The sequence below is a fragment of the Nitrobacter sp. genome (genome assembly GCF_047149785.1).
GTDB lineage: Bacteria > Pseudomonadota > Alphaproteobacteria > Rhizobiales > Xanthobacteraceae > Nitrobacter.
In genome coordinates this window covers 1,270,271-1,295,729 of record NZ_BAAGBE010000001.1, presented here as the reverse complement: position 1 = coordinate 1,295,729, position 25,459 = coordinate 1,270,271, and the positions used below count along the sequence as shown (strand labels likewise).

The window sequence follows — 25,459 nt, the reverse complement described above, 5'->3', positions numbered from 1 at the left end:
AAACGAAACAGCAGCCAATCAAGCCGTCACCAAACCCCCTCGTGTCGGCTGTACCCCACTATCGCATCTCGTTCGGCGCATGGACGCCGAGAACGGCAAGCCCCGATGCCAGAACAGAAACAACGCCCTGAACCAATGCCAGCCGAGCATTGGTTATTTCTGCATCATTATTGATAATGAAGCGTAAATGAGGCAAATCGCGCCCTTTCGTCCAGAGCGCGTGAAATTCGCTCGCGAGATCATACAGATAGAACGCGATCCGGTGCGGTTCATGGGCGATCGAGGCCGCTTCGATCGTCCGCGGATAGAGTGCGAGCCGCCGCAGCAAGCCGAGTTCCGCCGGATCGGTCAGGCGCTCGACGGCAGCATCGCTAAGGAAGTCCCTGCGCGCCGTGTCGCTCTCCGGCAAATCGGGAAACGCCTCACGCGCGTTGCGGAAGATCGAGAAGCCGCGAGCGTGACCGTACTGGACGTAGAACACCGGGTTGTCCTTCGACTGCTCGATCACCCTGGCGAGGTCGAAATCCAGCACCGCGTCGTTCTTGCGGAACAGCATCATGAAGCGCACGGCGTCGGAGCCGACTTCATCCACCACTTCACGCAGCGTGACGAAATCGCCGGAGCGCTTGGACATTTTCACCGGCTCGCCATTGCGCAACAGCTTGACGAGCTGCACGATCTTGACGTCGAGGCTGGCCTTGCCTGCCGTCACCGCCTTGATCGCGGCCTGCACGCGCTTGATGTAGCCGCCATGATCGGCGCCCCAGACATCGACCATGTTGAGAAAGCCGCGGTCGAACTTGGTCTTGTGATAGGCGATATCGGACGCGAAATAGGTATAGCCGCCATCCGACTTCTTCAGCGGGCGATCGACATCGTCGCCATAGGCGGTGGCGCGAAACAGGGTCTGTTCGCGATCCTCGTAATCCTCGACCGGCGCGCCTTTCGGCGGCGGCAACCGTCCCTCGTAAACGTCGCCCTTGCCGCGCAGGAAATCGATGGTCGCGGCGACGCGGTCGCTGCCGCCCTCGATCAGCGAGCGTTCCGAGAAGAACACCTCATGCGTGATATTGAGCGCGGCGAGATCGCCCTTGATCATCTCCATCATCATGGCGATGGCTTTGGCGCGCGCGACCGGCAGCCACTCGGCCTCCGGCGCGTTCAGCAGCTTGTCGCCGTGCCCGGCGGCGAGCGCCTCTCCGACCGGCTCGAGATAGTCGCCGGGATAAAGCCCTTCCGGGATTTCGCCGATGTCCTCGCCCAACGCCTCGCGGTAGCGCAGGAAGGCCGAGCGCGCGAGCACGTCGACCTGCGCGCCAGCGTCGTTGATGTAGTATTCGCGCGTTACCTCATAGCCCGCGAACGAGAGCAGGCTCGCCAGCGCGTCGCCGAACACCGCGCCGCGGCAATGACCGACATGCATGGGTCCGGTCGGATTGGCGGAGACGTATTCGACGTTGACCTTCCCGCCCGCGCCAATGGCGCTGCGGCCATAATCCGCGCCATCCCGCAGCACCGCGCGCAGGGCATCCGACCAGACGTGCGGCCTCAGCGTCAGGTTGATGAAGCCGGGACCGGCAATCTCGGCCTTGTCGATCAGGCCGTCGGCGCGCAACCGCGTTGCGATCCGGTCCGCGAGATCGCGGGGCTTCGCCTTTGCGTCCTTCGCCAGCACCATCGCGGCGTTGGTCGCCATGTCGCCGTGCGAGGCATCCCTCGGCGGCTCGACCACGATCCGCGACAGGTCCAGTCCCGCCGGCAGCGCGCCGTCTTCCGCGAGCGCGGCGCATGCCGTATGCACCCGCGCCAGCACGTCTGCGAAAAGGTGCTGCGATGGACTGGAATTGGTCATGATATCTGCGACTTGATGGAGCTGGACGACGTGCCGCCTAACGCAATTCCGGGGTCGAGTCAAAAAGCCTGCGATGCTCGGTGATGGCAAAACGATCCGTCATTCCCGCGATGAAATTGCCGATCCGGCGCGCTCTCCCGGCATCAAGCTCGGGGCTGTCGCCGTCCTCCGGCAACCATTCGGCGGGAAGCGCCGCCGGGTCATCGCGGTAACGGCCGAACAGATCCTGGACCAGAGCTTCAGCCTCGTCCATCACATGCATGACGCGGGGGTGACGATACATCCGCTGTCTGAGGAACGCCTTGATCAGGGCCTCCGCCTCGGCCGCCCCGGGTGGAAACGCGACCAGCGCCTGACCATGGCGGCGCACCTCGTCCACCGACCCCGGCCGGGCATCGGCAAGTCGCCTGCCCGCTTCCGAGATCACCGCCATGATCAGATAGGAGATCAGCTCGCGCACCAGCTCGGCGCCGCGCCGGACGTCGTCCAGCCGGGGGTGGCGCCGGGCGATCTCCGCGATCATCGCCGCGGTCAGCGGCATCGCCTTCAGGTCATCCACGGCGAACAGCCCGGCCCGCAGGCCGTCGTCGATGTCGTGGGCATCGTAGGCGATGTCGTCGGCGATCGCCGCGACCTGGGCCTCGAGCGAGGCGAAACTCCACAGTTCCAGATCGTAACGGCGGTTGAAATCAGCGATGCCGATAGGGACGCCGCGCCGCCGATAACGCCCGACCGCGTTTCCCTCGCGGTCGGTGAGCGGACCGTTGTGCTTGACCACCCCTTCCAGCGTTTCCCAGGTCAGATTGAGGCCGTCGAAATCCGGATAGCGGTGCTCCAGAAGTGTCACAATCCGCAGCGTCTGCGCATTGTGATCGAACCCGCCGAACGCATCGAGGCAGGCGTCCAGCGCCCGCTCGCCGGCGTGGCCGAACGGGGGATGGCCGAGATCGTGCGCCAGCGCCAGCGCCTCCGTCAGGTCCTCGTCCAGCCCGAGCTGCCGGGCCAGCGCGCGGGCGATCTGGGCCACCTCGAGGGTATGGGTGAGACGGGTCCGGTAGTGGTCGCCTTCGTGATAGACGAACACCTGGGTCTTGTGTTTCAGCCGCCGGAACGCGGTCGAATGGATCACCCGGTCGCAGTCGCGCCGGAACGCGCTGCGGGTCCTGCTCGGCGGCTCTTCGAACAGGCGGCCGCGGCTGCGGTCCGGATCGCTGGCATAGGGCGCGCGGGGAGCTGCCATTCCGACTGACACGGCGATTTGCCCCTTCCGATCGTTTGATTCTCACGCCCGGGGCACTTAACTATGGCTTGCGGGCATTGCAAAATATTGGACAATGCCCGCTACCGCACACGGAGTCGCCCGATGACCGAAGCCAACATCACCGTCAGCGAACGCGCGGCGCGCCGGATCGGGGAGATCCTCAAGTCCGAAGGCGAAGGCGCCATGATGCGCATCAGCGTCGAAGGCGGCGGCTGCTCGGGTTTTCAGTACAAGTTCGATATCGAGCGCGCCAAGGCCGACGACGACCTGGTGATCGCGCGCGACACCGCCGTGGTTCTCGTCGATCCCGCCTCGGTCCCGTTCCTGAGCGGTTCCGAAGTCGATTTCGTCGATGACCTGATCGGGGCGTCGTTCAGGGTGGTCAATCCGAACGCCACCGCGTCCTGCGGCTGCGGCACCAGCTTCTCAATCTAGCTCCCTGTCATGCGCGGGCCTGACCCGCGCCGGATCCAAGTCCGGCGATGACACGCGGAAATCCCCATGCGCATAGCCACCTGGAACGTCAATTCGATCCGGCAGCGGCTGGATCACCTTCTCGCCTGGCTTGGGGAAACCGCGCCGGATGTCGTCTGCCTTCAGGAAACCAAATGCGTCGACGAGCAGTTTCCGCGCGAGGCCATCGAGGCGCTCGGCTACAACGTGGTGACGCACGGCCAGAAGACCTTCAACGGCGTGGCGCTGCTGTCGAAATTCCCGTTCGACGAGACCCGGCCGCGGCTCGCCGGCGACGAGGGCGACGTGCAGTCGCGATTCCTCGAAGGCGTGGTCTCGCTCAAGCACGGCGTGGTGCGGATCGCCTGCCTTTATCTGCCCAACGGCAATCCGCCGAATACCGAGAAGTATCCTTATAAGCTCAGTTGGATATCGCGGCTTATTGAATATTCACGCGAGCGGCTGAAAAGCGAGGAAGCCTTCGTGCTTGCCGGCGACTTCAACGTCATCCCCGCGCCGCGCGACGTCTACAATCCGGCCTCGTGGGTTGACGATGCGTTGTTCCGGCCGCAGACGCGGCAAGCCTTTCAGACGCTGCTCGGGCTCGGCCTGACCGATGCGTTGCGCGCGGCCTCCGACGCCGCCGGGGAATATACCTTCTGGGATTATCAGGCCGGCGCCTGGCAGAAGAACAACGGCTTGCGGATCGACCACCTGCTGCTGTCGCCTCAAGCCAGCGACCGGCTCAGCGCGGTCGGGATCGATCGCTATGTCCGTGGGTGGGAGAAGGCGTCGGATCATGTTCCGGTATGGATCGACCTCGATCTGGACGCCGCCTGACCATCAAAATCCAGGGCCAGATGTCCCGGTCGTCCCTGCGAACGTGGGACCCACTGATGGCCCGAGCCACGGCCGTTCGGACCGCCGTGTCGGACGCCACGGTACAATTGCGATGTCAGGAATTTAAGGGTCCCTGCGTTCGCAGGGACGACGTCGTGGAAAGGTGTCGCACCCAGGAATGGGGTCTCGTCCTCAGTCCCGCCGCCCCTGCACCCAGTGCTCCAGCATCTGCAGCGCCATGGCGCGGTCGTCCTCCGAGGCCTTCGCGATCGCCTTGTTGTAGCTCTCGGTGATCCAGGTCTCGCCCGGCTGGGCGGCATCGCGCGCCAGCGTCAGCCACATCAATCCGCGCGCCGCCTGGCGCGGCAACTGATCGCCCGAGAACAACATCTTGCCCAGCATCGCCTGGGCCTCGTGCTGGCCTTTCTGAGCCGCGAGACCCAGCCAGCGGGCGCCATACTTGACGTCGTGCGGGGCTCCGACGCCCTTGAGATAAAGCCGGGCCAGATCGTACTGCGCATCGGCGTTGCCGAAATAGGAGGCGGCATAGGAGAACATCTCGCGCGCGCGCTCGGCGTCGCGCTTGACCTTCGAGTTGGGGATCCCCTGGAGGTAATAGCGCCCGAGCGCGACGAACGCATTGGCGACAACCGCGGCCTGCGGCGCCGATGGACTGTCCTCGGCATGGGCATTCGCGACGCGGCTGAAGTACTCGAAGGCGCGCAGATCGTCCTGGGTGACGCCGTCACCGTTCGCGTACATCCGCCCCAGCCGCCACTGGGCAATGGGATGCCCGCCCTCGGCGGCATATTGCAGGGCCGTCAGCGAGGTGCTCGAGGGGACCGCCTTCTTCAGCGTCTCGCCGCCGGCGAGAGGCGCGGCGGCCACGGGGAGCGCCGCGGCGGTGGCATCTTGCTGGCCGGCCACCGTTCCGTCAAAAGCGTACGCTGACACGCTGGCGCAGACCGCGCCCCACGCCAACACAACAAGAACTCCGCTCCTAGACGTCCACATGACGCAATTTCTCGTACGCCACGTCCGAATGGGCTGACGGCCCGATCCGCTGGGCGTATTTACTGAGCACAACAAATGTATGATTGGTCGCGCGACGCTGCCAATTGGTCTTTCGTTCGGCGGGTCCGGTGTCGGTCAAATTTACGTCAAGTGTCCCGACGACCGCGGCGATGCCGGCGAGACCGAAGGGCCGACGGACCTGCCGCCCGGTCGATCCTGCGGCATGGCGCAGGCAATGGATCGCGCGCTCCCGCGCTTCCGTCGCGTGGCGGTTCGCCAGCCTGCCGTTGATGCCTGTCTCGACGCCCATCGCGAACCTGTTCCCCGTGCCGGTCTCTTTTTGGCCGGACGCTTTGGCAAGGGATGTCCCCAGCCGTCATGAGCACCGCCTTTTCAGCCGACATTAGAATAATTCACGAAGTGGTGTGGCTAAATAGCGGCGTCTGCAAGAGCCACCTGTTCGCAGGGTTAAATGTTCAAATGGTGTTGCGCCCCGGCAACAAGAGTAACCGCTCGGCAACCATGTGCCGGCGGCTTTCACGCCGGTGATCGCCTTGCTTCGCCCCTGCCGCGAAAGCCCGGTACCGCGCCGCCCGCGTCGCTGTTCAATGCGGGCGTTCCGCCTCACATATTGAGCACGCGTCCGTAGGCGTCGAGCACGGCTTCCTTCATCATTTCCGACAGCGTCGGATGCGGGAAGATGGTGTGCATCAGCTCTTGCTCGGTGGTTTCGAGGTTCATCGCCACCACATAGCCCTGGATCAGCTCGGTGACTTCCGCGCCGATCATATGAGCGCCCAGAAGCTGGCCGGTTGTCTTGTCGAAGATCACCTTCACCAGCCCCTGATCCTCGCCAAGCGCAATGGCCTTGCCGTTGCCGGCGAACGGGAAGCGGCCGACGCGGATGTCCCTGCCCGCTTCCTTGGCCTTCGCCTCGGTCAGGCCGACGGAGGCGATCTGCGGGTGGCAATAGGTGCAGCCGGGGATCAGCAGCTTGTCCATCGGGTGCGGCTTCAGCCCCTTGATCGCCTCGATGCAGACGACCCCCTCGTGCTCGGCCTTGTGCGCCAACATGGGCGGTCCCGCGACGTCGCCGATGGCATAGATGCCGGGCACGCTGGTCCTGCCGTAGCCGTCGATCACGATGCAGCCGCGGTCGGTTTTCACGCCGAGTTTCTCAAGACCAAGGTTCTCGATATTGCCGACCACGCCGACCGCCGAAATCACCCGCTCGAACTCGGCGGTGACCGGCTTGCCGTCGCCCGCGTCGATGGTGGCGACGACGCTGTCGGCCTTCTTGTCGAGCTTCGTGACCTTGGTTGAGGTCATGATCCTGATGCCCTGCTTCTCGAACTGCTTGCGGGCAAGGCCGGCGATCTCGGCATCCTCGACGGGAAGGATCTGCGGCAGCACCTCGACAACGGTGACCTCCGCTCCCATGGTGCGGAAGAACGAGGCGAACTCGATGCCGATCGCGCCGGAGCCGACGACCAGCAGCGACTTCGGAATGTTCGGCGCGACCATCGCCTCGAAGTAGGTCCAGACCAGCTTCTTGTCGCCCTCCAGCCCCGGCAGCGCGCGCGGCCGCGCGCCGGTGGCGACGATGATGTGTCTGGCCTGATAGCTGCCTGCGCCGAGCACGCCTTTCGGCGCATCGGCGCTGCCCGCCTTCACCGTGATCTTTCCCGGCGCGTCGATCGACGCCTCGCCCCAGATCACGGTGACCTTGTTCTTCTTCATCAGGAAGCCGACGCCCTCGTTGAGGCGCTTCGAAACCCCGCGCGAGCGCTGCACCACGGCCTTCGGGTCGTAGCTCACCTTTTCCGCCGACAGGCCGTAATCCTTGGCGTGCTGCATGTAATGATAGATTTCCGCCGAGCGCAGCAGCGCCTTGGTCGGGATGCAGCCCCAGTTCAGGCAGATGCCGCCGAGATGCTGCTTCTCGACGATCGCGGTCTTGAAGCCGAGCTGCGCCGCACGGATCGCGGTGACGTAGCCGCCGGGTCCGGAGCCGATGATGATGACGTCGAAGGAGGTGTCGGGCATTGATATTCGCTATTCCGAAGTGAATTCTTGTCTGGCTTCCCTTCCCTCTCCGTTGAGGGAAGGAAAATCCTACACCACCATCATCACAGGGTTCTCGATCAGTGTCCTGAACGCGCCGATCAGCTCCGCGCCGAGCGCGCCGTCGACCGCGCGGTGATCGCAACTCAGCGTCACGCTCATGATGTGCGCTGCCTCGATCTTGCCGCCCCGCACGACCGCACGTTCCTCGCTGGCGCCAACCGCGAGGATCGTTGCGTGCGGCGGATTGATGACCGCGGTGAAATCCTTGATGCCGTACATGCCGAGGTTCGACACGGCCGTGGTGCCGCCCTGGTATTCCTCGGGCTTGAGTTTCCGTGCCCGCGCCCGCGCGGCGAAGTCTTTCATTTCGGAAGATATGGTGGAGAGCGATTTCGTTTCGGCTTTGCGAATGATCGGCGTAATCAGCCCGCCCGGCATCGCCACCGCGACGCCGATGTCGGAATGCTTGTGCTTGAGCATGCCGCTTTCGGTCCAGCTCACATTGGCATTCGGCACGCGCTGCAACGCAATCGCCATCGCCTTGATGACGAAGTCGTTGACCGACAATTTGTAGAGCGGCTTCTTCTCCTTATCCTTCGGCGCGGACGCGTTGATGTCCTCGCGCGCGGCAAGCAACCTGCCGATGTCGCAGTCCATCGTCAGGTAGAAGTGCGGAATGGTCTGTATCGAAGCGGTCAGGCGCTGCGCGATGGTGCGGCGCATGTTGTCATGCGGCACGATCTCGTAGGAGCCGTCCTCGAACAGCGACAGGATCTGCTTGTCGGACATCGCGGGAGCAATGGTGGACGAGCCTGCGGGCGCAGCCGCCGGTGCCTTCAGCCCCTTGCCGGATTTCGCCTGCTCCACGTCGCGCGCGACGATGCGGCCATGCGGGCCGCTGCCCTCGATGCGCACCAGTTCGATGCCGGCTTCCTTCGCCAGCCGCCGCGCCAGCGGAGACGAGAAGATGCGGGCGTGGCCGTTGGCCTGCGTTGCCCCCTCACCCGACGCCTTCGGTGTCGATCTCTCCCCAGCGGGGAGAGGTGAGGGTGCCGATTGTGTTGGTTGCAGTATGGGAGTAGGCGCATGCGCAACAGCACTGCCTGCTTCCCCTCCCCTTTGTGGTGAGGAGGTGTTTTTCGCTTCGGCCTTTGGTGGCGATGTCCCGCCGCCGCTCGCCGCCGCCTTCACGTCCTCGCCGTCGCCGGCGAGCACCGCGATCACATTGTTGACCGGCACGTCTTGCGTGCCTTCCGGCACCAGAATCTTCGCGATGGTGCCCTCGTCCACCGCCTCGACCTCCATGGTCGCCTTGTCGGTTTCGATTTCGGCGATGACGTCGCCGGACCTGACCTTGTCGCCCTCCTTCTTGAGCCACTTGGCGAGGTTGCCCTTCTCCATCGTCGGCGACAGCGCGGGCATCAGAATGTTGATCGGCATGATGTCAGTCCCGCTCAGCGATAGCAGACGGCCTTCGCCGCCTCGACGACTTCGGCGATCGACGGCAGCGCCAGCTTTTCGAGATTGGCCGCATACGGCATCGGCACGTCCTTGCCGGAGACGCGCATGACCGGCGCATCGAGATAATCGAACGCATGCTCCATGATGCGCGCGACGATCTCGGCGCCCACGCCGGACTGCTGCCAGCCCTCCTCCACGGTCACCGCGCGACCGGTCTTCCGCACCGATGCCACGATGGTGTCGGTATCCATCGGGCGCAGCGTGCGCAGGTCGATGACCTCGGCCTCGATGCCCTCCTTCGCGAGTTCATCGGCCGCCTTCAGCGCATAGGTCATGCCGTTCGACCACGAGACCAGCGTGACGTGTTGGCCGGCGCGCGCGATCCGCGCCTTGCCGATCGGCAGCACATAGTCGTCGAGCTTGGGCACCGGACCGGTGTGCCCGTAAAGAATTTCGTTCTCGAGGAAGATCACCGGATTGGGGTCGCGGATCGCGGCCTTTAGAAGTCCCTTGTAATCCGCGGCGGAATACGGCGCGATCACCTTCAGGCCCGGGATTTGCGAATACCACGCCGAATAGTCCTGGCTGTGCTGGGCGGCGACGCGCGCGGCCGCGCCGTTCGGTCCCCGGAATACAATCGAACAGCCCATCTGCCCGCCGGACATGTAAAGCGTCTTGGCGGCGGAGTTGATGATCTGGTCGATCGCCTGCATCGCGAAGTTGAAGGTCATGAACTCGACGATCGGCTTCAGGCCGGCGAACGCCGCGCCGACGCCGACGCCGGCAAAGCCATGCTCGGTAATCGGAGTATCGATCACGCGCCGCGCGCCGAACTCCTCCAAAAGGCCCTGCGAGACCTTGTAGGCGCCCTGATATTCGGCCACTTCCTCGCCCATCAGGAAGACGTCGCCGTCGCGGCGCATTTCCTCCGCCATGGCGTCGCGCAACGCCTCGCGGATGGTCATGGTCACCATCTCGGTGCCGGCGGGAATGTCGGGATCCTCGGGAATCTCCATCGCCGGTCCGGCGGGCCGCTTGGGATCCGAGATCATCGGCTTGCCCTCGCCGACCGGCGCGCGGGATTCCGCGACCTCGCTGGACACATCTTGAGCGGGCATCCTGGCGGCCTTGGGCGCCTCCGCCTTGCCGAGATCGGCGGCGCTTTCCCCATCCGCAAGAATGGTCGCGATCGGCGTGTTCACCGCGACATCGTTGGTGCCTTCCGGAATCAGGATCTTGCCGAGCGTGCCCTCGTCGGTCGCCTCGACCTCCATGGTGGCCTTGTCGGTCTCGATCTCGGCAATAACGTCGCCGGACCTCACCGCCTCGCCCTCTTTCTTCAGCCACTTGGCGAGGTTGCCCTTTTCCATCGTCGGCGAAAGCGCGGGCATCAGAACTTGGATTGGCATGATCGCTCCGAAAAAAGCTTGCGCGCTTAGCGGTAAATGTCGGTGTAAAGTTCGGATGCGTCAGGCTCCGGATCGTTCTGCGCAAAGTCCGCAGCCATATTGACGATCTCGCGCACCTTGGCGTCGATCTTCTTCAGCTCGTCCTCGGCGACCTTGTCCGCCAGCAGCCGGTTGCGGACCTGTTCGATCGGGTCCTGATCGTGCCGCACCTTGTCGACTTCCTCGCGCGTGCGGTACTTCGCCGGATCGGACATCGAGTGGCCGCGATAGCGGTAGGTCTGCATTTCCAGGATATAGGGGCCGTTGCCCTCGCGACACCACTTCACCGCCCGGTCGCCCGCCGCCTTCACGGCGCGGACGTCCATGCCGTCGACCTGCTCGCCGGGAATGTTGAAGGATACGCCGCGCTTGGAGAAATCCGTTTGCGCCGACGAGCGCGTCACCGAGGTGCCCATGGCGTAGCGATTGTTCTCGATGATGTAGACCACCGGAAGCTTCCACAGCTCGGCCATGTTGAAGCTCTCATAGACCTGGCCCTGATTGGCCGCGCCGTCCCCGAAATAAGCGAGGCTGACGCGGTCATTGCCGCGGTAGCGGTTGGCGAAGGCAAGGCCGGTTCCGAGCGACACCTGCGCGCCAACGATGCCGTGACCGCCGTAGAAGTGCTTCTCCTTGCTGAACATGTGCATGGAGCCGCCCTTGCCCTTGGAATAGCCGCCGCGACGCCCGGTCAGTTCGGCCATCACGCCCTTGGCATCCATGCCGCAGGCCAGCATGTGGCCATGATCGCGGTACCCGGTGATGACCTGATCGCCCTTTCCGAGCGTCATCTGCATCCCGACCACGATCGCTTCCTGGCCGATGTAGAGATGGCAGAAGCCGCCGATCGCACCCATTCCGTAGAGCTGGCCCGCCTTTTCCTCGAAACGGCGGATCAGCAGCATGTCACGCAGCGCGTGAAGGTCCTGCTCGCGCGTGAACGCCGGGGGCGACGGGGTTTTCGAACCGTTATCTGCCGCCTGTGCGACGCTCTTTTTGGATGCGGCCATATCAAATCCGGATGCGAGAAGGATCACCTTCTCTAGCTCAACTCAGACAACCTTGAAAGCTCGCGATCAAATTGATGCGCGCAGGTTTTTCGCATTGCAGCGCCGACGAAATTCCGTGACGGAAAGAAGGATATTTTTGAAATTTGACGACAGGTTTTCGCGATTGGACGAAATCACTCGCAAGGGACTTAGAGCAGGTTTGCTTTAGACGAAATCAGCAACCCGTCATGCCCGGCTATAATGCCGGGCACCCACGTCTCCGGAATTTCAGCGAAGAAAGACGTGGATGGCCGGGACCATAGGCGAGCGAAGCGACGCCGTTCTTTGAACGGCTATGGGCGAGCGAAGCGACGCCGTTCCTTCGAACGGCTATGCCCGGCCATGACGGAACGGGGTGTTTCCACCAAAACCTAAGCCGCTGTAGGCAGCCCGGATTTATTTCGGAGGAATGACGTAGATCAGATCGCGAGGATTGGCATAGTCGAGCTGATAGCGGACGCGCTCGTCGAGCATGTCGGGGTCGATCCCGCTCGAACGCAGGAGCGCGACCCGCTTCTCGCTCTCGGCACGCTCCGCCTTCAGCCGCGCCAGTTCTGAGGTCAGCGCGACGATCTCCTGGTCGAGTTCTTGCCGGGCATTCAACCCGTACTTGCCGGTATAGGCGTTGACGCCGAAATAGCCGACGACCATCGCCGCCATCGCGTAGAGGGCAAGCCCGGTGAGCACCGATTTGAGTCGGGAGCGCGAAACCATGGCGTGACGATGCGGCGACCCGGTTAAGGCTTCGCTAACGACCGGACGACGCGCCGGCTCCTATTTCTTCTGCTGCGCGACCCAGGCGGCGAAGGCGTTGACGTAGGTTTCGAGAAACTCGCGCAAGGACGCCTTGACCAGTTCGCCGTTTTCGTCGAACGCGTCGCCGATACCGCCGACGTAGGCTTCGGGCTGCTGCAGAACCGGAACGTTGAGAAAAACCAGCGATTGGCGCAGATGATGATTGGCGCCGAACCCGCCGATGGCGCCCGGAGAATTGCTGATGACGCCGCCGGGCTTGCCGTTGAAGACGCTCTGCCCGTAGGGGCGCGATCCGACGTCGATGGCGTTTTTCAGGACGCCCGGAACCGATCGATTGTATTCGGGCGTCACGAACAGGACAGCATCCGCCTTCCTGACGCGGTCGCGAAAACTCACCCAGTCGGCCGGAGGCGTGGCTTCAAGATCCTGGTTGTAGAACGACAATCCGTCGAGCGTGATGACGTCGAGCTGGAGCGAGGATGGCGCAAGCTTCACCAACGACTTGGCCAGTTTCAGAGAGAATGACTCTTGGCGAAGGCTGCCAACGATGACGGCGACGCTATGCTGGGATGCCATGGATAAATCCTGTGGTTTTGGCCCTTGCGGCCGGCTCTGCTGCAACCTGACGGTTCTCGATGACACGGAATCAATCCGTGCTCCGGTGTCATGCGCGGACATAGTTCTAAGAACGGCGTCGCTTCCGCTCGCCTATAGCCGAAGAACGGCGTCGCTTCCGCTCGCCTATGGCCCTGCGCATCCATCTTCTTTCGAAGATTGGCGGATTGCCAAGTCAAGCCGGCAATGACGGATAATCGAGATGTTTCCGTCCAAGTGCAAGCGCATCCATTTATCTTAATCGTCCGTCATAATAAAAACCTTTTGCGCGTCCCGCTCGCCGCGCTGATTGCGGGAGCGTCCTGCCAAACACAGACTGTCGCCCATCAATACACGCCGGGAATAATCCGCCTGGTTTCCCGCATGTAGCGGCGATAGTCCTCGCCGAACGTCTCGATCATCATCCGCTCCTCGACATTCACGCGCGCGAAGAACAACAGCGCCACGGCGACGAGCCCGCTCAGCGCGGCAACGAGATTCGACAGCAGACAGGCTTGCGCGGCCGCCCACAGCCAGAACGAGGCATACATCGGATGGCGGATCGATCGGTACACGCCGACGCGGACCACCCGATGCCCCTCGCGCACCTCCAGCGCCGCCGACCATTGGCGGCCGAGATCCTTGTGCGAACGGCGGAACAGCCAGAGCGAAAACGCGAACAATGCGGCGCCCGGCACCACGAGTCCGTACCCCGGATCGTAGGCGAATGCGCGCGGCCATCCCGTCGCAAGATTGAGGGCCGGGATCGCAAACAGGCCGAGAAACGCAGCAGCCAGAAGCGCGCGCTCGCGCCAGGCGCCGTCGCGCCGCAAGGTCGCGGTGCGTCGCGCCCGCCGGGCATAGGGATAGCGGATGATGAACCATGCGACGATGCCGACCAGCCAGATCGTCTGCCCCAGCACGATCGATGACATGAGCCGCCGCGCCTAAGCCGCGCCGACCGCGGCATCCGCCGGTCTGGCCACCGCGGCCGTCGAGAACTGCGCGCCTTTCAGAAGCGCGCCATCCTCGCCGAAACGGTCGACACCGCCGCGCGGCGCGGTGATCTCGTCGAACGGCAACGGACCGCAAAGGATAAGACAGTGGTCGTAACTGGCGCGCACGCTGTTTCCCATCAAGAACTTGTAATGCAAGAGCATGAAGTCGAACCGGTGACGCCGGAAGCTGGCTTTGTCCATCATGTCGTGCAACTGCACGCGCCGGATGTTCGGTCGTCCGTCGGAGCGTTCGCGGCTGAAGCGCTTCAATGTCACCGGATCGAAGCGATAGAAGCTTATGGCGTCGTCGCGGGCGTGGTATTCGGTCCAATGGATTCGACGCTCTTCGGCCACAATTTGCGTGGCCTGACGAATGCGCTCACCCCGCGGATGCAGCGAGAACTTCGGAATGGTGGCGCCGACGGTCAGGATGCACAGGGAAGGACCGCGCCGGGCCAGTTCGGGGTCGCGCTCAAGAGCCCGCGCGACCGCATCCATGACCAGCGCGGCGCCGAGGCAGTGCCCGACTATGACGATCTCATCGACATCGGCGTTACGGACCCGATCGAGGATGCGCTCGGCAAACCGGTCGATCCGGGCATCCATGCGCGGCCGCTCGCCGTAGACGAATTCGCGCGAGAAAATCCAGTCGTCGAAGACATGGTTGATCGGCCAGCGCCAACCTAGCAAGCGCAACAAACCGGCCATTACGCCCACCGTTACCGCCGCAGTCAGCACGGCTGCCGCGAATCCCGTCACGCCCGCGATGCGGACCAATCCGTATCCGATCCCCGCGCCGCACGCGGCAAAGCCTGCAAGATACAGATACGGGAACAGAAAGAAGCCGGCATACTTCCAGCTTGCATACATGAAACGAAACAGCGTGCCGGTGGCAACGAAGTCGGCCAGCGTGACAAACGCCTGTCCCAGGCGCGACCACATGCCCCGCTCATGATCTTCCAGGATCAGGTCGTCCCACCGCAGCATTTCATAGGACGTGCGGGTGTTCCAGTTGGGACCTGAAGCCTCGATCTCCCAGGACGCACTGACCGGCTTCGCCTCGACCCCGCTCACGATGGCGGCCCTCACGCCCCAGATCCGTCGATACACCGCCAGCGACCGGGCGAACCGATGAAGCTGCTCCTCCGGCGAAATCGGGTCGTACCCGCCGATATGAAAGACGTGTCGCCGCGCGATCATTCCATCACTTCCGTCGCGTTACCTGCATGTTCGGTGGCGAACGTGGGGTTAAGCTCTCCGACCGCGAACAGGATACCCCAGATTCGACCCCCAATACTTGGGTCTGGGCAAGTCCATATGTGACGTTTCAATCACAACACACAGGATTTATGGCAACATAATTGACGGGAGAACATGAAGGCGAAATATATAGTGCAGACTTCCAGTGCTTTCCGAAATTCGCAAGCCGGCACCCGCCTTTAACGAACTTCAGAAAGCAAAGGGGACTGGCAACTTCATGATTCCAGTGCCGCTTTCGATTTGAAATTCCTGACGACGAACGTGCCGCAACAGGTGCAGGACTTTCGAATCGGCGGTACTGGCCATTGGATTGGAACTCACCGATGCCGATCTTTCTGCCTGCACGCCGCGGCCTGCATGCCGCAATGGTAAGTTTTGCCTTGTTTGTGATCGGCGGAATGCTGACGAGTTCCGCCAATGCGCAGATAACGGCGCCGCGCCGCCCCGGTCACGTCTATCTGATGCGTGGCCTCTTCAACATTTTCTCGCTCGGCATGGATGAACTGGCCGCGAAGCTCGAGAAGGTCGGCGTGAGGGCTGAAGCCGTATCTTACACATCCTGGTCGTCGCTGGCCGACAGCATCACGGCTCAATACCGTGCCGGCAACCATGAGCCCATCATTCTGATGGGCCATTCCTACGGGGCGGATACGACGATCTCCCTGGCACGCAAGCTGAATGATAACGGGATTCCCGTGGCTCTGATCGTGAACTTCGATCCGACAGCGCCGGGGCCCGTTCCACCGAATGTCCGCCGAATTATCAATTTCTACGTGCCGACCGCGTGGGGACGCCCCGTCGTGGCCGGCAAAAGGTTCCATGGCAGCCTGTCCAACCTGAACGAAAGCGGCGCCTACAATCATTTCGTCATCGACAAGGCCGACGCCCTCCACCGCAAGGCGATCGCTGCGGTGCTGCAAGCCGTCGGCAGGGGCACTCATCGCGTCAGGCCTGCCAGGCGCGATCATCAGGTCTCGGCCGCGCCCGCGGTGCAGTAAGCGAGCGCACGCCCGCTATCGGGAAACAAGCCGGTACGCTACGCGCGCCGGCTCGTTCGTTCGCCTGATGCCGGCGTTACGCCAGCGCCTTCAGCGCCGCGCGCCCACCATACTTCGCCTGGGCGCCAAGCTGCTGCTCGATGCGCAGCAACTGGTTGTATTTGGCGGCGCGATCCGAGCGCGACAGCGATCCGGTCTTGATCTGCCCGCAATTGGTGGCGACTGCGAGGTCGGCGATCGTGGAATCCTCGGTCTCGCCGGATCGGTGCGACATCACGGCGGTATAGCCGGCCTTGTAGGCCGTCTCGACGGCGGCAAGGGTCTCGGTCAACGTGCCGATCTGGTTGACCTTGATCAGGATCGAGTTTGCGAGGCCGCTCTTGATGCCCTGCTCGAGCCGCGCCACGTTGGTGACGAACAGGTCGTCGCCGACGAGCTGGCATGTCTTGCCGATCAGGTCGGTGAGCAGTTTCCAGCCCTCGAAATCGTCCTCGGCCATGCCGTCCTCGATCGAGACGATCGGATAGTCCGATGCGAGCTTCGCCAGATACCTGGCCTGCTCATCGATCGAACGGGTCTTGCCCTCGCCTGAATAGACATACTTGCCGTCCTTGAAGAATTCGGTCGCGGCCGGGTCGAGCGCCAGCGCGACATCCTCGCCGGGCTTGTAACCGGCCTTGACGATCGCGCCCATGACGAAATCGAGCGCTGCGCCGGCCGACGGCAGATTCGGCGCGAAACCACCCTCGTCTCCGACATTGGTGTTGTGGCCGGCCTTCTTCAGTTCGGATTTCAGCGTATGAAAAATTTCCGAACCGCAGCGCAGACCTTCCGAGAAGGTTTTGGCGCCGACCGGCATGATCATGAATTCCTGAAAGTCGATCGGATTGTCGGCATGCACGCCGCCGTTGACGATATTCATCATCGGCACCGGAAGCGTCCGCGCCGCGACGCCTCCGACGTAGCGATACAGCGGCATGTCGAGCGAGTCCGCCGCCGCCCTGGCGAGCGCCAGCGATACGCCGAGAATCGCGTTGGCGCCGAGCCGGCTCTTGTTCGCGGTCCCGTCGAGTCCGATCAGGATCTCGTCGATCTGGGCCTGCTGCTCGGCGTCCATGCCCCCGATGGCGTCGAAAATCTCGCCGTTCACCGCGTCGACCGCCTTTCGCACGCCCTTGCCGAAATAGCGGGTTTCGTCGCCGTCGCGCAGTTCGACCGCCTCGTGCGCTCCGGTGGAGGCGCCGGAAGGCACCGCCGCGCGGCCCATCGCGCCGTCTTCGAGCGCCACGTCGACCTCGACGGTCGGATTGCCGCGGCTGTCGAGAATTTCACGGCCGATGATGTCGACGATGGCAGTCATAAGAACCTCTTGAATCACTGGATTTTGCGGTGCTTCTACAGCAATGCTTAGGCGCGGGAAAGGCCGTGAATCGTGACGTATTTGTTACGATTGGCTGTCAGAAGCGACATGATCCGCCAAAGTGCGAGCGGTTTGGCGAAAAGATCATGCGCCGTTCAAACAAGGTCAGAGCGCGATCGGACGCAAAGCCGGCTTCCGTTTTTACTGATCACGCTCCGATGGAGATAATCATGCCACGAAAGCCTCCCTCCTCGCCAAAATCGCCCGACCTGCAACTCGGCCGCGCCGTGACGTGGCCGGATTCGCCGCAAGCCGCGAAACTGGACCGTGTGGCCAATCCGCAAAAGGACACTGATTACGTCGCACGCTTCACGGCGCCGGAGTTTACCGCGCTGTGTCCGGTCACCGGCCAGCCGGACTTCGCGCATCTGGTGATCGACTATGTGCCGGGATCGTGGCTGCTGGAGTCGAAATCGCTCAAACTTTATCTGGCGAGCTTCCGCAACCATGGTGCTTTTCACGAGGATTGCACCGTGGCGATCGGCAAGCGCATCGCGGCCGCGGTCGGCCCGAAATGGCTGCGCATCGGCGGCTACTGGTATCCGCGCGGCGGCATTCCGATCGACGTGTTCTGGCAGACCGGCAAGGCACCAAAGGGCCTCTGGATTCCCGACCAGGACGTGGCGCCGTATCGCGGCAGGGGCTGACCGTCAGCTCTTATGCGCCGACGAGTGGGAACCGGCTTGCATCGACCGCGTTTGCGTCCCCAGCGGAATGATTGAGATCCTTGGGTAAAGCCGCTTGACACATGACCAGCCGTCGCGCGGCATCCGTCCGCTTGAAGCGCTGAATTTCTTCATGGCCGACATGCAGGCCGGGATCGGGCCGTTCGTCGGCGTTTTCCTGCTGGCTCATGGCTGGCAGAGCGGCTGGATCGGCACCATCCTGACCGTCGGCGGCGTCGCGGGGACACTGATGACGACGCCGGTCGGCGCGCTGGTGGATGCCACCCGCAACAAACGCGCCTACGTCATCTTTCCCGGCATCTGCACGGTGCTCGCCTCCGCGATCATCTTGCTGTCCCAGGATTTCTGGGTGGTGACGTTTTCACAAATCGCAACCGCGGTGGCGGGGGCTGCGATTGTTCCGGCGGTTACCGGCATCACGCTCGGGATGGTGCGGCAAACCGGCTTCAACCGGCAGAATGGCCGCAACCAGGCTTTCAATCATGCCGGCAACATGGTCGGGGCGGCCCTTTCGGGTTTCGTCGGCTGGCAGTTCGGGTTCGTCGCGGTGTTTATTCTCGCCGCGGTGTTCGGCCTGATCTCGATTGCATGCGTCCTGATGATCCCGAGGGACGCTATCGACGATGCCGCCGCCCGCGGCGTGCACGACAGCGGCGATCATGCCGGCGAGGTCAGCGGCTTCGACGTGCTGGTCCGCTGCAAGCCGCTGCTGATCCTGGCGGCGGCGCTCGCTTTCTTTCATCTCGGGAACGCCGCGATGCTGCCGCTCTACGGCCTGGCGGTGGTCTCCGAACGCGGCGCCGACCCGGCCGGCTTCGTCGCCGCCACCATCGTCATCGCCCAGGGCACGATGATCCTCACCTCGCTGTTCGCGATGCGGCTCGCGGAAAAGGAAGGCTATTGGCTGGTGATGCTGATTTCGTTCGCGTCGCTGCCAGTCCGCGGGGCGATCGCCGCCGGCCTGATCACGAGTTGGGGCGTCGTCCCCGTTCAGTTGCTCGACGGTGTCGGCGCCGGGTTGCAGAGCGTGGCGGTGCCCGGCCTCGTCGCACGCATCCTCAACGGCACCGGTCGCATCAATGTCGGCCAGGGCGCGGTCATGACCGTGCAGGGCATCGGCGCCGCGCTGAGTCCCGCGATCGGCGGCTGGATCGCGCAAAGCGTCGGCTACCCGCTGGCGTTCCTGATCCTGGGTGGCTTTGCGCTGGGCTCGCTTGCGCTGTGGCTCGGATTCGGCGGCGTTCTCAGGCCGGCCTGCGCACGCCTGCCGGCGCGACCATCCGGCGCTCCGCAATTTTCGTCCTGACGCTACCCCGTGGACGATCCGGCCTTCCCGACGAGCAGTCGCGCGCAGACCAAGCCGAGAATCGCGATGACGATCGCGTTCGCGGCGAGGGTCGGAAATTTCCCCGCCCAGGCGAGGCTCGCACCATAGGCGATCGGACCGGCTGTCTGTCCCATGTAGAAAAAGAACGAATGCAGCGACAACGCGGTCGCCCGCGCCTGCTCGGACAGTTCGCTGGCGAACACCTGCAGGCAGCCGTGCAGCATGTAGAAGCCCCAGCCCATCAGGACGAAGCTGAGCACCTGGATGGGCCAGTCCGGACCGAGACCAACGGCGACGATCTGCGCCGCCGCCAGCACTGCGCCCGATATCATCATGCCGCGGATGCCGAACACCGACAGCAAGCGCGACACCGTCATCGTGTAGAACAGGCCGCCGACCGCAAATCCCGCGATGACGATGCCAGCAACCGAAAGCCGCGTTTCGCCGAGTTCAAACAGAAACGCCGCGACGTAAGGAAACAGTCCAAACACGCAGCAGCCTTCGATGAAAACCGCGGAGTAGCAGACCCTGGCGTTGGGATTGGTGAAGATCTGCCGGTAGCCATGGCGCAGGTCCGTGAACTTCATCTGCCGCGAGGCCACGATCGCATTGCCGCGGCGGAATCCAGCGCCGACGGCGATCGAGGCAGCCAGAACCAGCACGCCGAGCACGACAAGCACACCGCGCCAGCCGACGAGATCGCCGATCACGCCGGAAAAGGAAGCGCCGAGCAGATTGCCGCTCACCGTGCCCGCGATCGTCCTGCCGATCGCCACCTGCCGCTTGGAGACCGGCACGAGGTCGCTCGCCATGCCGAGCGCGACCGGAAAAACGCCGCCCGATGCGACGCCGGCGAAGATGCGCGTCACGAACAGCGCGCTGTAGGATGTGCACAGCGCGCCGGCGACGTTCGCGATGCCGAGCAGCACCAGGCACGCCAGCATCAGCCGCGCCTTGCCGAACACGTCGGCGGCCGCGCCGATCAGCGGCTGCACGAGCGCAAACGAGAAGGCGGTGACCGCCGTCAGGCCGGCGGCCGTTGCGACCGTCACCGACATGTCGTCGGCGACATGCGGCAGCACCGGGTCCAGCGCGCGCGTCGACAGGCTTGCCGCGAAGGTGGCGAGCGCGACAATATTCAGGAGCGGCGGCAACTTGTGCGGTCCGGCCGCGGCCGGAGTGGCCGATGTCATTTCGCAGGGGCCGGATCGGCCGCCTTCGCCAGCGCGTCGAACGCCATCAACCGCCGCACCAGCGCCTCGAACTCGCGAAGCGGCACCATGTTGGGACCGTCAGACGGGGCATGATCGGGATCGGGATGGGTCTCGATGAACACGCCGGCGACGCCGACCGCCACGGCCGCGCGCGCCAATACCGGGACGAATTCGCGCTCGCCGCCGGAGGATGCCCCCTTCCCGCCCGGCTGCTGCACCGAATGGGTGGCGTCGAAGATGACGGGCGCGCCGGTGGTGCGCGCCAGGATCGGCAGCGCGCGCATGTCCGAGACCAGCGTATTGTAGCCGAAGGAGACGCCGCGCTCGGTCACGAGCACATTGCGGTTGCCGCCGCCGGTGATCTTGGCGACCACGTTCGCCATGTCCCAGGGCGCCAGGAATTGCCCTTTCTTGACGTTGATAACCTTGCCGGTCGCCGCCGCCGCCAGCAAAAGGTCGGTCTGCCGGCACAGGAACGCTGGGATCTGCAACACGTCGACCGCCTGCGCGACCTCGGCGCATTGCGCGGCCTCGTGCACGTCGGTCAGCACCGGCAAGCCGAGCGAGGCACGGATCTCCGCGAAGACCGGCAGCGCCTGCTTCAGTCCGATTCCGCGCGCGCCCGAGGCGCTGGTGCGGTTGGCCTTGTCGAACGAGGACTTGAAGACAAGGCCGATGTTCAGCCGCGCGGCGATCTCCTTCAGCGCGCCGGCGACTTCAAGCGCGTGGGCCCGGCTTTCCATCTGGCACGGGCCGGCGATGACCGACAGCGGCCGGTCCTGACCGAAAGCGACGGAGCCGACGGCGACGACGGGCGCGGCGGAGAGAGACTGATTCAAGACGGATTTCCTTTGCTGGCCGACCATGCAGGCCGGCAGCGACGGGATCAACCCCGCTTGCACGGCTTCCAGTTGAGGATTGCGCCGGAAGCAGTATCCGGCCGTGCTCACGCATCTACCGCCAAAGCAGTTCTCGATGATATCGGATCGATCGAGACTCCCGCTCTGCAGACTTGGCCGCTCGAACAACAGGGACCGCTTCCGCGCGCCTTGGACACGCAGCTCCGTTGCATGAAAAAAGGCCAGTCTTGCGACTGGCCCAGAAGCATCCTGGAGAAATAAATCGATCTTCGGCGATTAGTATCTCGCGCCGACCGGACCGCCCCAATTGAAGCGATAGTTTACGCCTGCTTTTACCACGTCAATCTGGCTGGACGAATCGACAAACGATGTCGCCGCTGCGGTCGAATTGATTTGCACGGTCTTGTTGCCGAGGTCGATATGTTCATACTCGATCTTGGCGGACCAATTAGGCGCGAAGCCCCATTCGATGCCGGCGCCGACCACCCAACCATCCCGGTCGCTCCCTGACGAGGTGTAGTTGAACGGAACACCTGAACGCGTCACCTCGGAATTGGATCCGGTGCGCGCCCAAGCCCAACCACCCTTGCCGTAGAAGAGCCAGTTGTTGAACGCGTAACCGACGCGGCCCGTAACCGTTGCGATATCGTCAACTTTCGTAGTGGTATGAGTGACGATGGCTGGGAACGGAATGCTCGTCGTTTGAGCGTCTCCCTTCATATCCGCCCAGGAGTATTCCCCTTCCACGCCCAAGACGATGTTGGTGAATTGCCAGTTATATCCGCCCTGAACACCGCCAAGAAAACCACTTGGGTGATTCTTAGCGAATGCAGTTCCGACCGGAAAAGCCCCGGTTCCCGGCGGTAATTCGGTACTTCCCTGATCACCCCAGCCGCCGCCGACATGTCCGCCGATGTAGAAGCCAGTCCAGTCATAGACCGTGGCGATCGGTGCGACGGGCGCCTTGGTATAATGCCTGGCCGCGAGATCGGCAGCCGATGCCACGCTAGCGGTCGCGAGCAGCGCCGAAGTGGCGAGCAAAATCTTCTTCATGAGTGTTCCCCAGAAATCAAAGCAAGTGCTGCAAAAATCGAACGTTGGCACATCCCCTGCGACTCTCGGACGCATTATCGATCCGCCGCAGCAGACAGCAATCAGCATTCGACTCCGGTGCAATCGAAATCCGGCAAGGGTCACATTTTTGCAACTAGCCGGCTGGGCGCGGCAGCGTATCGTACCGAGCTAAACCAGCCGGCTCTGCACCACGGCGGCCTGAATGAACGAGGCGAACAGCGGATGCGGCTCGAATGGCCGTGACTTCAGTTCGGGATGGTACTGCACCCCGATGAACCACGGATGATCCTCGTATTCGACGATCTCCGGCAAGACACCGTCGGGCGACAGGCCCGAAAAGCGCAGGCCGTGCTGCTCCAGCCGGTCCTTGTAGGCGGTGTTGACCTCATAACGGTGGCGATGCCGCTCTGAAATCTCGAGCGCGCCGCCGTAGATTCCGGACACACGGCTGCCGCGCGTGAGCGTCGCCGGGTAAGCGCCGAGCCGCATGGTGCCGCCGAGATCGCCGGCCCGGGAGCGCTTCTCCAGTTCGTTGCCGCGCAGCCATTCCGTCATCAAGCCGACCAGTGGTTCGCTGGTCGGGCCGAATTCGGTGGAATTGGCGTCGGCAATCCCGACCAGATTGCGCGCCGCCTCGATCACGGCCATCTGCATTCCGAAGCAGATGCCGAAATAAGGCACGTGCCGCTCGCGGGCGAACCGCGCCGCCTTGATCTTGCCCTCGGCGCCGCGCTGGCCGAACCCGCCCGGCACCAGAATGCCGTCGACATGTTCGAGGAACGGCGCGGCATCCTCGTTTTCGAACACCTCGCTCTCGATCCAGTCGAGATTGACCTTCACCTTGTTGGCGATGCCGCCATGGGACAGTGCCTCGATCAGCGACTTGTAGGCGTCCTTCATGCCGGTATACTTGCCGACGATCGCGATCGTCACCGCGCCTTCTGGATTACGGATACGTTCGTTGATCTCGTGCCAGCCTTGCAGCGCCGGCGGCGTTCGCGGCTCGATCCCGAACGCCGCCAGAACCTCGTCGTCGAGACCCGCTGCGTGATAGACTTCCGGCACGGCATAGATGTTGTCGGCGTCGCGCGCCTCGATCACGGCGCTCTCGCGGACGTTGCAGAACAGCCCGAGCTTGCGGCGCTCCTCCTTGGGGATTTCCCGGTCGGTGCGGCACAGCAGGATATCGGGCTGGATGCCGATCGAACGCAGTTCCTTCACCGAATGCTGCGTCGGCTTGGTCTTCAACTCGCCGGCGCTCGGGATGAACGGAAGCAGCGTAAGGTGGATGTAAACGACGTCGCCGCGCGGCAGGTCGTTCTTGAGCTGGCGAATCGCCTCGAAGAACGGCAGCCCCTCGATATCGCCCACGGTGCCACCGATCTCGCACAGCACGAAGTCGTAGCCGTCATTGCCGTCGAGGATAAACTCCTTGATGGCGTTGGTGACGTGGGGGATCACCTGGATCGTCGCGCCGAGATAGTCGCCGCGGCGCTCCCTGGTCAGGATGTCCTGATAGATGCGGCCGGTGGTGATGTTGTCCTGTCTGGTCGCGGGACGGCCGGTGAAGCGCTCGTAATGACCGAGATCGAGATCGGTCTCGGCGCCGTCGTCGGTGACGAACACCTCGCCGTGCTGGTAGGGCGACATCGTGCCGGGATCGAGGTTGAGGTAGGGGTCGAGCTTGCGAAGGCGGACCTTGTAGCCGCGCGCCTGCAGCAGCGCGCCAAGCGCCGCCGATGCCAGCCCCTTCCCGAGCGAGGAGACCACGCCGCCGGTGATGAAAATGTACCGCGCCATGGGGCTCAATCTTTAAGGCTCCAAAATCGATTCTGCGAGCGTGAAAATTCGGTTCCGCGCGCGTAGTCCGTTGGATTGGGAAGAAGTTAACTGGAAGATAAAGTAGGTCGCTCAACAGGCAACGGGCGGTTTTTCATGTGCCGCAGAAACAGGCGCAAGCTGTTGATGGACCATCTGGCCCACGCTTTCACAGCAAAAGAAACATGTCGCCCTCGGGCAAAATCCTTAATCAATATCTTGGCCGCGCCCTGGAAATGCACACAGCGCAATGGGATCAGGCGCCCTTCGTCAGTTTCAGTCCACCAGTGACCGTTGCGCCGGATCAGTACCTTATTTCCGAAACGACTTTTCAATTTGACTCCAACGGGTTGCTCATGGCCGCGCAGATTGTGGTCGATCATTCCGCCGTCGGTGAAATCAAAGGTGTTGAAGACCCGGGGATCGTCCAGCCCCCATTGACCCAGCAGGATCATATCGCTCATCGCACTGGTAATGCCGCGGCTGCGGCGCTCGCGGTCGAGAGCGCGAAGCTGTTCGGAACGGCGTGCATAAGCGTTGATCATGAAATTGCAGAAGCTTTCGAGCGCCTCAAGCGTCCAGAAGGAACAATGCGGCGAGAAATGGCGGTCGAGCGGGTCGTCAACCGGCGGCGCCGATAGCGCACAGATCGTCCCTTCCGGAAATCGGCTGCGATCCGGCAGCGCATCCACCAGCAGCAGGTCGCTGTCGAGAAGCCAGCCCTCCGAAATCTTTTCGCGCCGGAACAGATCGCGCATCAAAAAATAGCGGCGCAGGCACCATGACAGCTCGTATCGAACGGAACCTCCGGAGAGATGTACATAGGACGCCGCCAGATCGGCGAAGTCGCGGTCGGCGTCGGGCTCGGCATAGGTCAGAACGTGGACCTGCGCATAACGGCGGGCGGCCGCAACGCTCGCCTTGAAATACGGATGATCGCCTCGGTGGGCGATCACGACATGTGTCAGTCGGCGGCTATGCGGGACGCCTGCGTCTGGTCGGGCAGGCG

23 protein-coding genes are annotated in these 25,459 nt (G+C 63.3%); 5 read left to right on the top strand and 18 right to left on the bottom strand.

Annotated elements, in window-relative coordinates; all coding sequences use genetic code 11:
* Positions 1 to 58: 58 nt before the first annotated feature.
* Both argS and ACMDCM_RS05965 read right to left on the bottom strand, forming a co-directional pair.
* A complete protein-coding gene (argS, locus tag ACMDCM_RS05970; RefSeq protein ID WP_412772709.1) occupies positions 59 to 1,852 on the bottom strand; it encodes an arginine--tRNA ligase in 1,794 nt (597 codons plus the stop codon).
* Positions 1,853 to 1,889: 37 nt separating this feature from the next.
* The gene (locus ACMDCM_RS05965; protein WP_412772708.1) at positions 1,890 to 3,104 is read right to left on the bottom strand and encodes a deoxyguanosinetriphosphate triphosphohydrolase; all 1,215 of its coding nucleotides are present in this window, start codon (positions 3,102 to 3,104) and stop codon (positions 1,890 to 1,892) included.
* A 111-nt stretch (positions 3,105 to 3,215) separates the two neighbouring features.
* Between ACMDCM_RS05965 and erpA the strand changes: the two genes are divergently transcribed.
* Both erpA and xth read left to right on the top strand, forming a co-directional pair.
* Positions 3,216 to 3,548 (top strand): iron-sulfur cluster insertion protein ErpA, encoded by a 333-nt coding sequence (erpA, locus tag ACMDCM_RS05960; protein WP_412772707.1) that lies wholly within the window; start codon positions 3,216 to 3,218, stop codon positions 3,546 to 3,548.
* 66 nt (positions 3,549 to 3,614) lie between these two features.
* Positions 3,615 to 4,406 (top strand): exodeoxyribonuclease III, encoded by a 792-nt coding sequence (gene xth, locus ACMDCM_RS05955; RefSeq protein WP_412772706.1) that lies wholly within the window; start codon positions 3,615 to 3,617, stop codon positions 4,404 to 4,406.
* Positions 4,407 to 4,598: 192 nt separating this feature from the next.
* On the opposite strand, the gene ACMDCM_RS05950 is transcribed toward xth, so the two are convergent.
* The 10 genes from ACMDCM_RS05950 to ACMDCM_RS05905 form a co-directional block, all read right to left on the bottom strand.
* Entirely contained in the window at positions 4,599 to 5,420 is an 822-nt protein-coding gene (locus ACMDCM_RS05950) for a tetratricopeptide repeat protein (RefSeq protein WP_412772705.1), read from the bottom strand.
* Positions 5,407 to 5,730, bottom strand: coding sequence for a hypothetical protein (locus ACMDCM_RS05945; RefSeq protein ID WP_412772704.1), 324 nt, complete (start codon positions 5,728 to 5,730; stop codon positions 5,407 to 5,409). The genes ACMDCM_RS05950 and ACMDCM_RS05945 overlap by 14 nt, the downstream gene beginning before the upstream one ends.
* A 314-nt stretch (positions 5,731 to 6,044) precedes the next feature.
* Positions 6,045 to 7,466, bottom strand: a complete 1,422-nt coding sequence (gene lpdA / locus ACMDCM_RS05940; protein ID WP_412772703.1) for a dihydrolipoyl dehydrogenase — start codon at positions 7,464 to 7,466, stop codon at positions 6,045 to 6,047.
* Positions 7,467 to 7,535: 69 nt separating this feature from the next.
* Positions 7,536 to 8,927, bottom strand: a complete 1,392-nt coding sequence (locus tag ACMDCM_RS05935; RefSeq protein WP_412772702.1) for a pyruvate dehydrogenase complex dihydrolipoamide acetyltransferase — start codon at positions 8,925 to 8,927, stop codon at positions 7,536 to 7,538.
* 14 nt (positions 8,928 to 8,941) lie between these two features.
* On the bottom strand, positions 8,942 to 10,357 hold the full coding sequence (locus ACMDCM_RS05930; protein WP_412772701.1) for a pyruvate dehydrogenase complex E1 component subunit beta: 1,416 nt from the start codon (positions 10,355 to 10,357) through the stop codon (positions 8,942 to 8,944).
* Between the two features lie 26 nt (positions 10,358 to 10,383).
* On the bottom strand, positions 10,384 to 11,406 hold the full coding sequence (pdhA, locus tag ACMDCM_RS05925) for a pyruvate dehydrogenase (acetyl-transferring) E1 component subunit alpha (protein WP_412772700.1): 1,023 nt from the start codon (positions 11,404 to 11,406) through the stop codon (positions 10,384 to 10,386).
* 435 nt (positions 11,407 to 11,841) lie between these two features.
* On the bottom strand, positions 11,842 to 12,159 hold the full coding sequence (locus ACMDCM_RS05920; RefSeq protein ID WP_412772699.1) for an FtsB family cell division protein: 318 nt from the start codon (positions 12,157 to 12,159) through the stop codon (positions 11,842 to 11,844).
* A 60-nt stretch (positions 12,160 to 12,219) separates the two neighbouring features.
* Positions 12,220 to 12,777 carry an NADPH-dependent FMN reductase gene (locus ACMDCM_RS05915; protein ID WP_412772698.1) on the bottom strand — a complete coding sequence of 186 codons (558 nt, stop codon included), beginning with the start codon at positions 12,775 to 12,777 and terminating at the stop codon, positions 12,220 to 12,222.
* 365 nt (positions 12,778 to 13,142) lie between these two features.
* Positions 13,143 to 13,730 carry a protein-S-isoprenylcysteine O-methyltransferase gene (locus ACMDCM_RS05910; protein WP_412772697.1) on the bottom strand — a complete coding sequence of 196 codons (588 nt, stop codon included), beginning with the start codon at positions 13,728 to 13,730 and terminating at the stop codon, positions 13,143 to 13,145.
* Between the two features lie 12 nt (positions 13,731 to 13,742).
* Complete coding sequence (locus tag ACMDCM_RS05905; protein ID WP_412772696.1) at positions 13,743 to 14,993, bottom strand: hypothetical protein; 1,251 nt, start codon at positions 14,991 to 14,993, stop codon at positions 13,743 to 13,745.
* A 383-nt stretch (positions 14,994 to 15,376) separates the two neighbouring features.
* Between ACMDCM_RS05905 and ACMDCM_RS05900 the strand changes: the two genes are divergently transcribed.
* On the top strand, positions 15,377 to 16,051 hold the full coding sequence (locus ACMDCM_RS05900; protein ID WP_412772695.1) for a thioesterase domain-containing protein: 675 nt from the start codon (positions 15,377 to 15,379) through the stop codon (positions 16,049 to 16,051).
* Between the two features lie 76 nt (positions 16,052 to 16,127).
* Here ACMDCM_RS05900 and eno read toward each other — a convergent pair whose 3' ends face one another.
* Positions 16,128 to 17,411 carry a phosphopyruvate hydratase gene (gene eno, locus ACMDCM_RS05895; protein ID WP_412772694.1) on the bottom strand — a complete coding sequence of 428 codons (1,284 nt, stop codon included), beginning with the start codon at positions 17,409 to 17,411 and terminating at the stop codon, positions 16,128 to 16,130.
* Positions 17,412 to 17,641: 230 nt separating this feature from the next.
* Between eno and queF the strand changes: the two genes are divergently transcribed.
* A complete protein-coding gene (queF, locus tag ACMDCM_RS05890; protein ID WP_412772693.1) occupies positions 17,642 to 18,118 on the top strand; it encodes a preQ(1) synthase in 477 nt (158 codons plus the stop codon).
* Positions 18,119 to 18,212: 94 nt separating this feature from the next.
* Complete coding sequence (locus ACMDCM_RS05885) at positions 18,213 to 19,463, top strand: MFS transporter (RefSeq protein ID WP_412772692.1); 1,251 nt, start codon at positions 18,213 to 18,215, stop codon at positions 19,461 to 19,463.
* 2 nt (positions 19,464 to 19,465) lie between these two features.
* On the opposite strand, the gene ACMDCM_RS05880 is transcribed toward ACMDCM_RS05885, so the two are convergent.
* The 5 genes from ACMDCM_RS05880 to ACMDCM_RS05860 all read right to left on the bottom strand — a co-directional run bounded on the left by ACMDCM_RS05880 (position 19,466) and on the right by ACMDCM_RS05860 (position 25,406).
* The gene (locus ACMDCM_RS05880; protein WP_412772691.1) at positions 19,466 to 20,677 is read right to left on the bottom strand and encodes an MFS transporter; all 1,212 of its coding nucleotides are present in this window, start codon (positions 20,675 to 20,677) and stop codon (positions 19,466 to 19,468) included.
* On the bottom strand, positions 20,674 to 21,537 hold the full coding sequence (gene kdsA, locus ACMDCM_RS05875; protein ID WP_412772690.1) for a 3-deoxy-8-phosphooctulonate synthase: 864 nt from the start codon (positions 21,535 to 21,537) through the stop codon (positions 20,674 to 20,676). Before kdsA ends, ACMDCM_RS05880 begins: the two co-directional genes overlap by 4 nt.
* Positions 21,538 to 21,834: 297 nt before the next feature.
* Complete coding sequence (locus ACMDCM_RS05870; RefSeq protein ID WP_412772689.1) at positions 21,835 to 22,719, bottom strand: outer membrane protein; 885 nt, start codon at positions 22,717 to 22,719, stop codon at positions 21,835 to 21,837.
* Between the two features lie 81 nt (positions 22,720 to 22,800).
* Positions 22,801 to 24,432: a CTP synthase gene (locus tag ACMDCM_RS05865; protein WP_412772688.1), complete on the bottom strand. Its 1,632-nt coding sequence runs from the start codon at positions 24,430 to 24,432 to the stop codon at positions 22,801 to 22,803.
* Between the two features lie 86 nt (positions 24,433 to 24,518).
* The gene (locus ACMDCM_RS05860) at positions 24,519 to 25,406 is read right to left on the bottom strand and encodes a hypothetical protein (protein ID WP_412772687.1); all 888 of its coding nucleotides are present in this window, start codon (positions 25,404 to 25,406) and stop codon (positions 24,519 to 24,521) included.
* Between the last annotated feature and the right edge of the window lie 53 nt (positions 25,407 to 25,459).

What these genes read in the sequence shown, in the direction of transcription:
- argS (WP_412772709.1), bottom strand. Translation starts at nt 1,852, where the DNA reads ATGACCAATTCCAGTCCATCGCAGCACCTTTTCGCAGACGTGCTGGCG.
- erpA (WP_412772707.1), top strand. Translation starts at nt 3,216, where the DNA reads ATGACCGAAGCCAACATCACCGTCAGCGAACGCGCGGCGCGCCGGATC.
- xth (WP_412772706.1), top strand. Translation starts at nt 3,615, where the DNA reads ATGCGCATAGCCACCTGGAACGTCAATTCGATCCGGCAGCGGCTGGAT.
- ACMDCM_RS05950 (WP_412772705.1), bottom strand. Translation starts at nt 5,420, where the DNA reads ATGTGGACGTCTAGGAGCGGAGTTCTTGTTGTGTTGGCGTGGGGCGCG.
- ACMDCM_RS05945 (WP_412772704.1), bottom strand. Translation starts at nt 5,730, where the DNA reads ATGGGCGTCGAGACAGGCATCAACGGCAGGCTGGCGAACCGCCACGCG.
- lpdA (WP_412772703.1), bottom strand. Translation starts at nt 7,466, where the DNA reads ATGCCCGACACCTCCTTCGACGTCATCATCATCGGCTCCGGACCCGGC.
- ACMDCM_RS05935 (WP_412772702.1), bottom strand. Translation starts at nt 8,927, where the DNA reads ATGCCGATCAACATTCTGATGCCCGCGCTGTCGCCGACGATGGAGAAG.
- ACMDCM_RS05930 (WP_412772701.1), bottom strand. Translation starts at nt 10,357, where the DNA reads ATGCCAATCCAAGTTCTGATGCCCGCGCTTTCGCCGACGATGGAAAAG.
- pdhA (WP_412772700.1), bottom strand. Translation starts at nt 11,406, where the DNA reads ATGGCCGCATCCAAAAAGAGCGTCGCACAGGCGGCAGATAACGGTTCG.
- ACMDCM_RS05920 (WP_412772699.1), bottom strand. Translation starts at nt 12,159, where the DNA reads ATGGTTTCGCGCTCCCGACTCAAATCGGTGCTCACCGGGCTTGCCCTC.
- ACMDCM_RS05915 (WP_412772698.1), bottom strand. Translation starts at nt 12,777, where the DNA reads ATGGCATCCCAGCATAGCGTCGCCGTCATCGTTGGCAGCCTTCGCCAA.
- ACMDCM_RS05910 (WP_412772697.1), bottom strand. Translation starts at nt 13,730, where the DNA reads ATGTCATCGATCGTGCTGGGGCAGACGATCTGGCTGGTCGGCATCGTC.
- ACMDCM_RS05905 (WP_412772696.1), bottom strand. Translation starts at nt 14,993, where the DNA reads ATGATCGCGCGGCGACACGTCTTTCATATCGGCGGGTACGACCCGATT.
- ACMDCM_RS05900 (WP_412772695.1), top strand. Translation starts at nt 15,377, where the DNA reads ATGCCGATCTTTCTGCCTGCACGCCGCGGCCTGCATGCCGCAATGGTA.
- eno (WP_412772694.1), bottom strand. Translation starts at nt 17,411, where the DNA reads ATGACTGCCATCGTCGACATCATCGGCCGTGAAATTCTCGACAGCCGC.
- queF (WP_412772693.1), top strand. Translation starts at nt 17,642, where the DNA reads ATGCCACGAAAGCCTCCCTCCTCGCCAAAATCGCCCGACCTGCAACTC.
- ACMDCM_RS05880 (WP_412772691.1), bottom strand. Translation starts at nt 20,677, where the DNA reads ATGACATCGGCCACTCCGGCCGCGGCCGGACCGCACAAGTTGCCGCCG.
- ACMDCM_RS05870 (WP_412772689.1), bottom strand. Translation starts at nt 22,719, where the DNA reads ATGCTGATTGCTGTCTGCTGCGGCGGATCGATAATGCGTCCGAGAGTC.
- ACMDCM_RS05865 (WP_412772688.1), bottom strand. Translation starts at nt 24,432, where the DNA reads ATGGCGCGGTACATTTTCATCACCGGCGGCGTGGTCTCCTCGCTCGGG.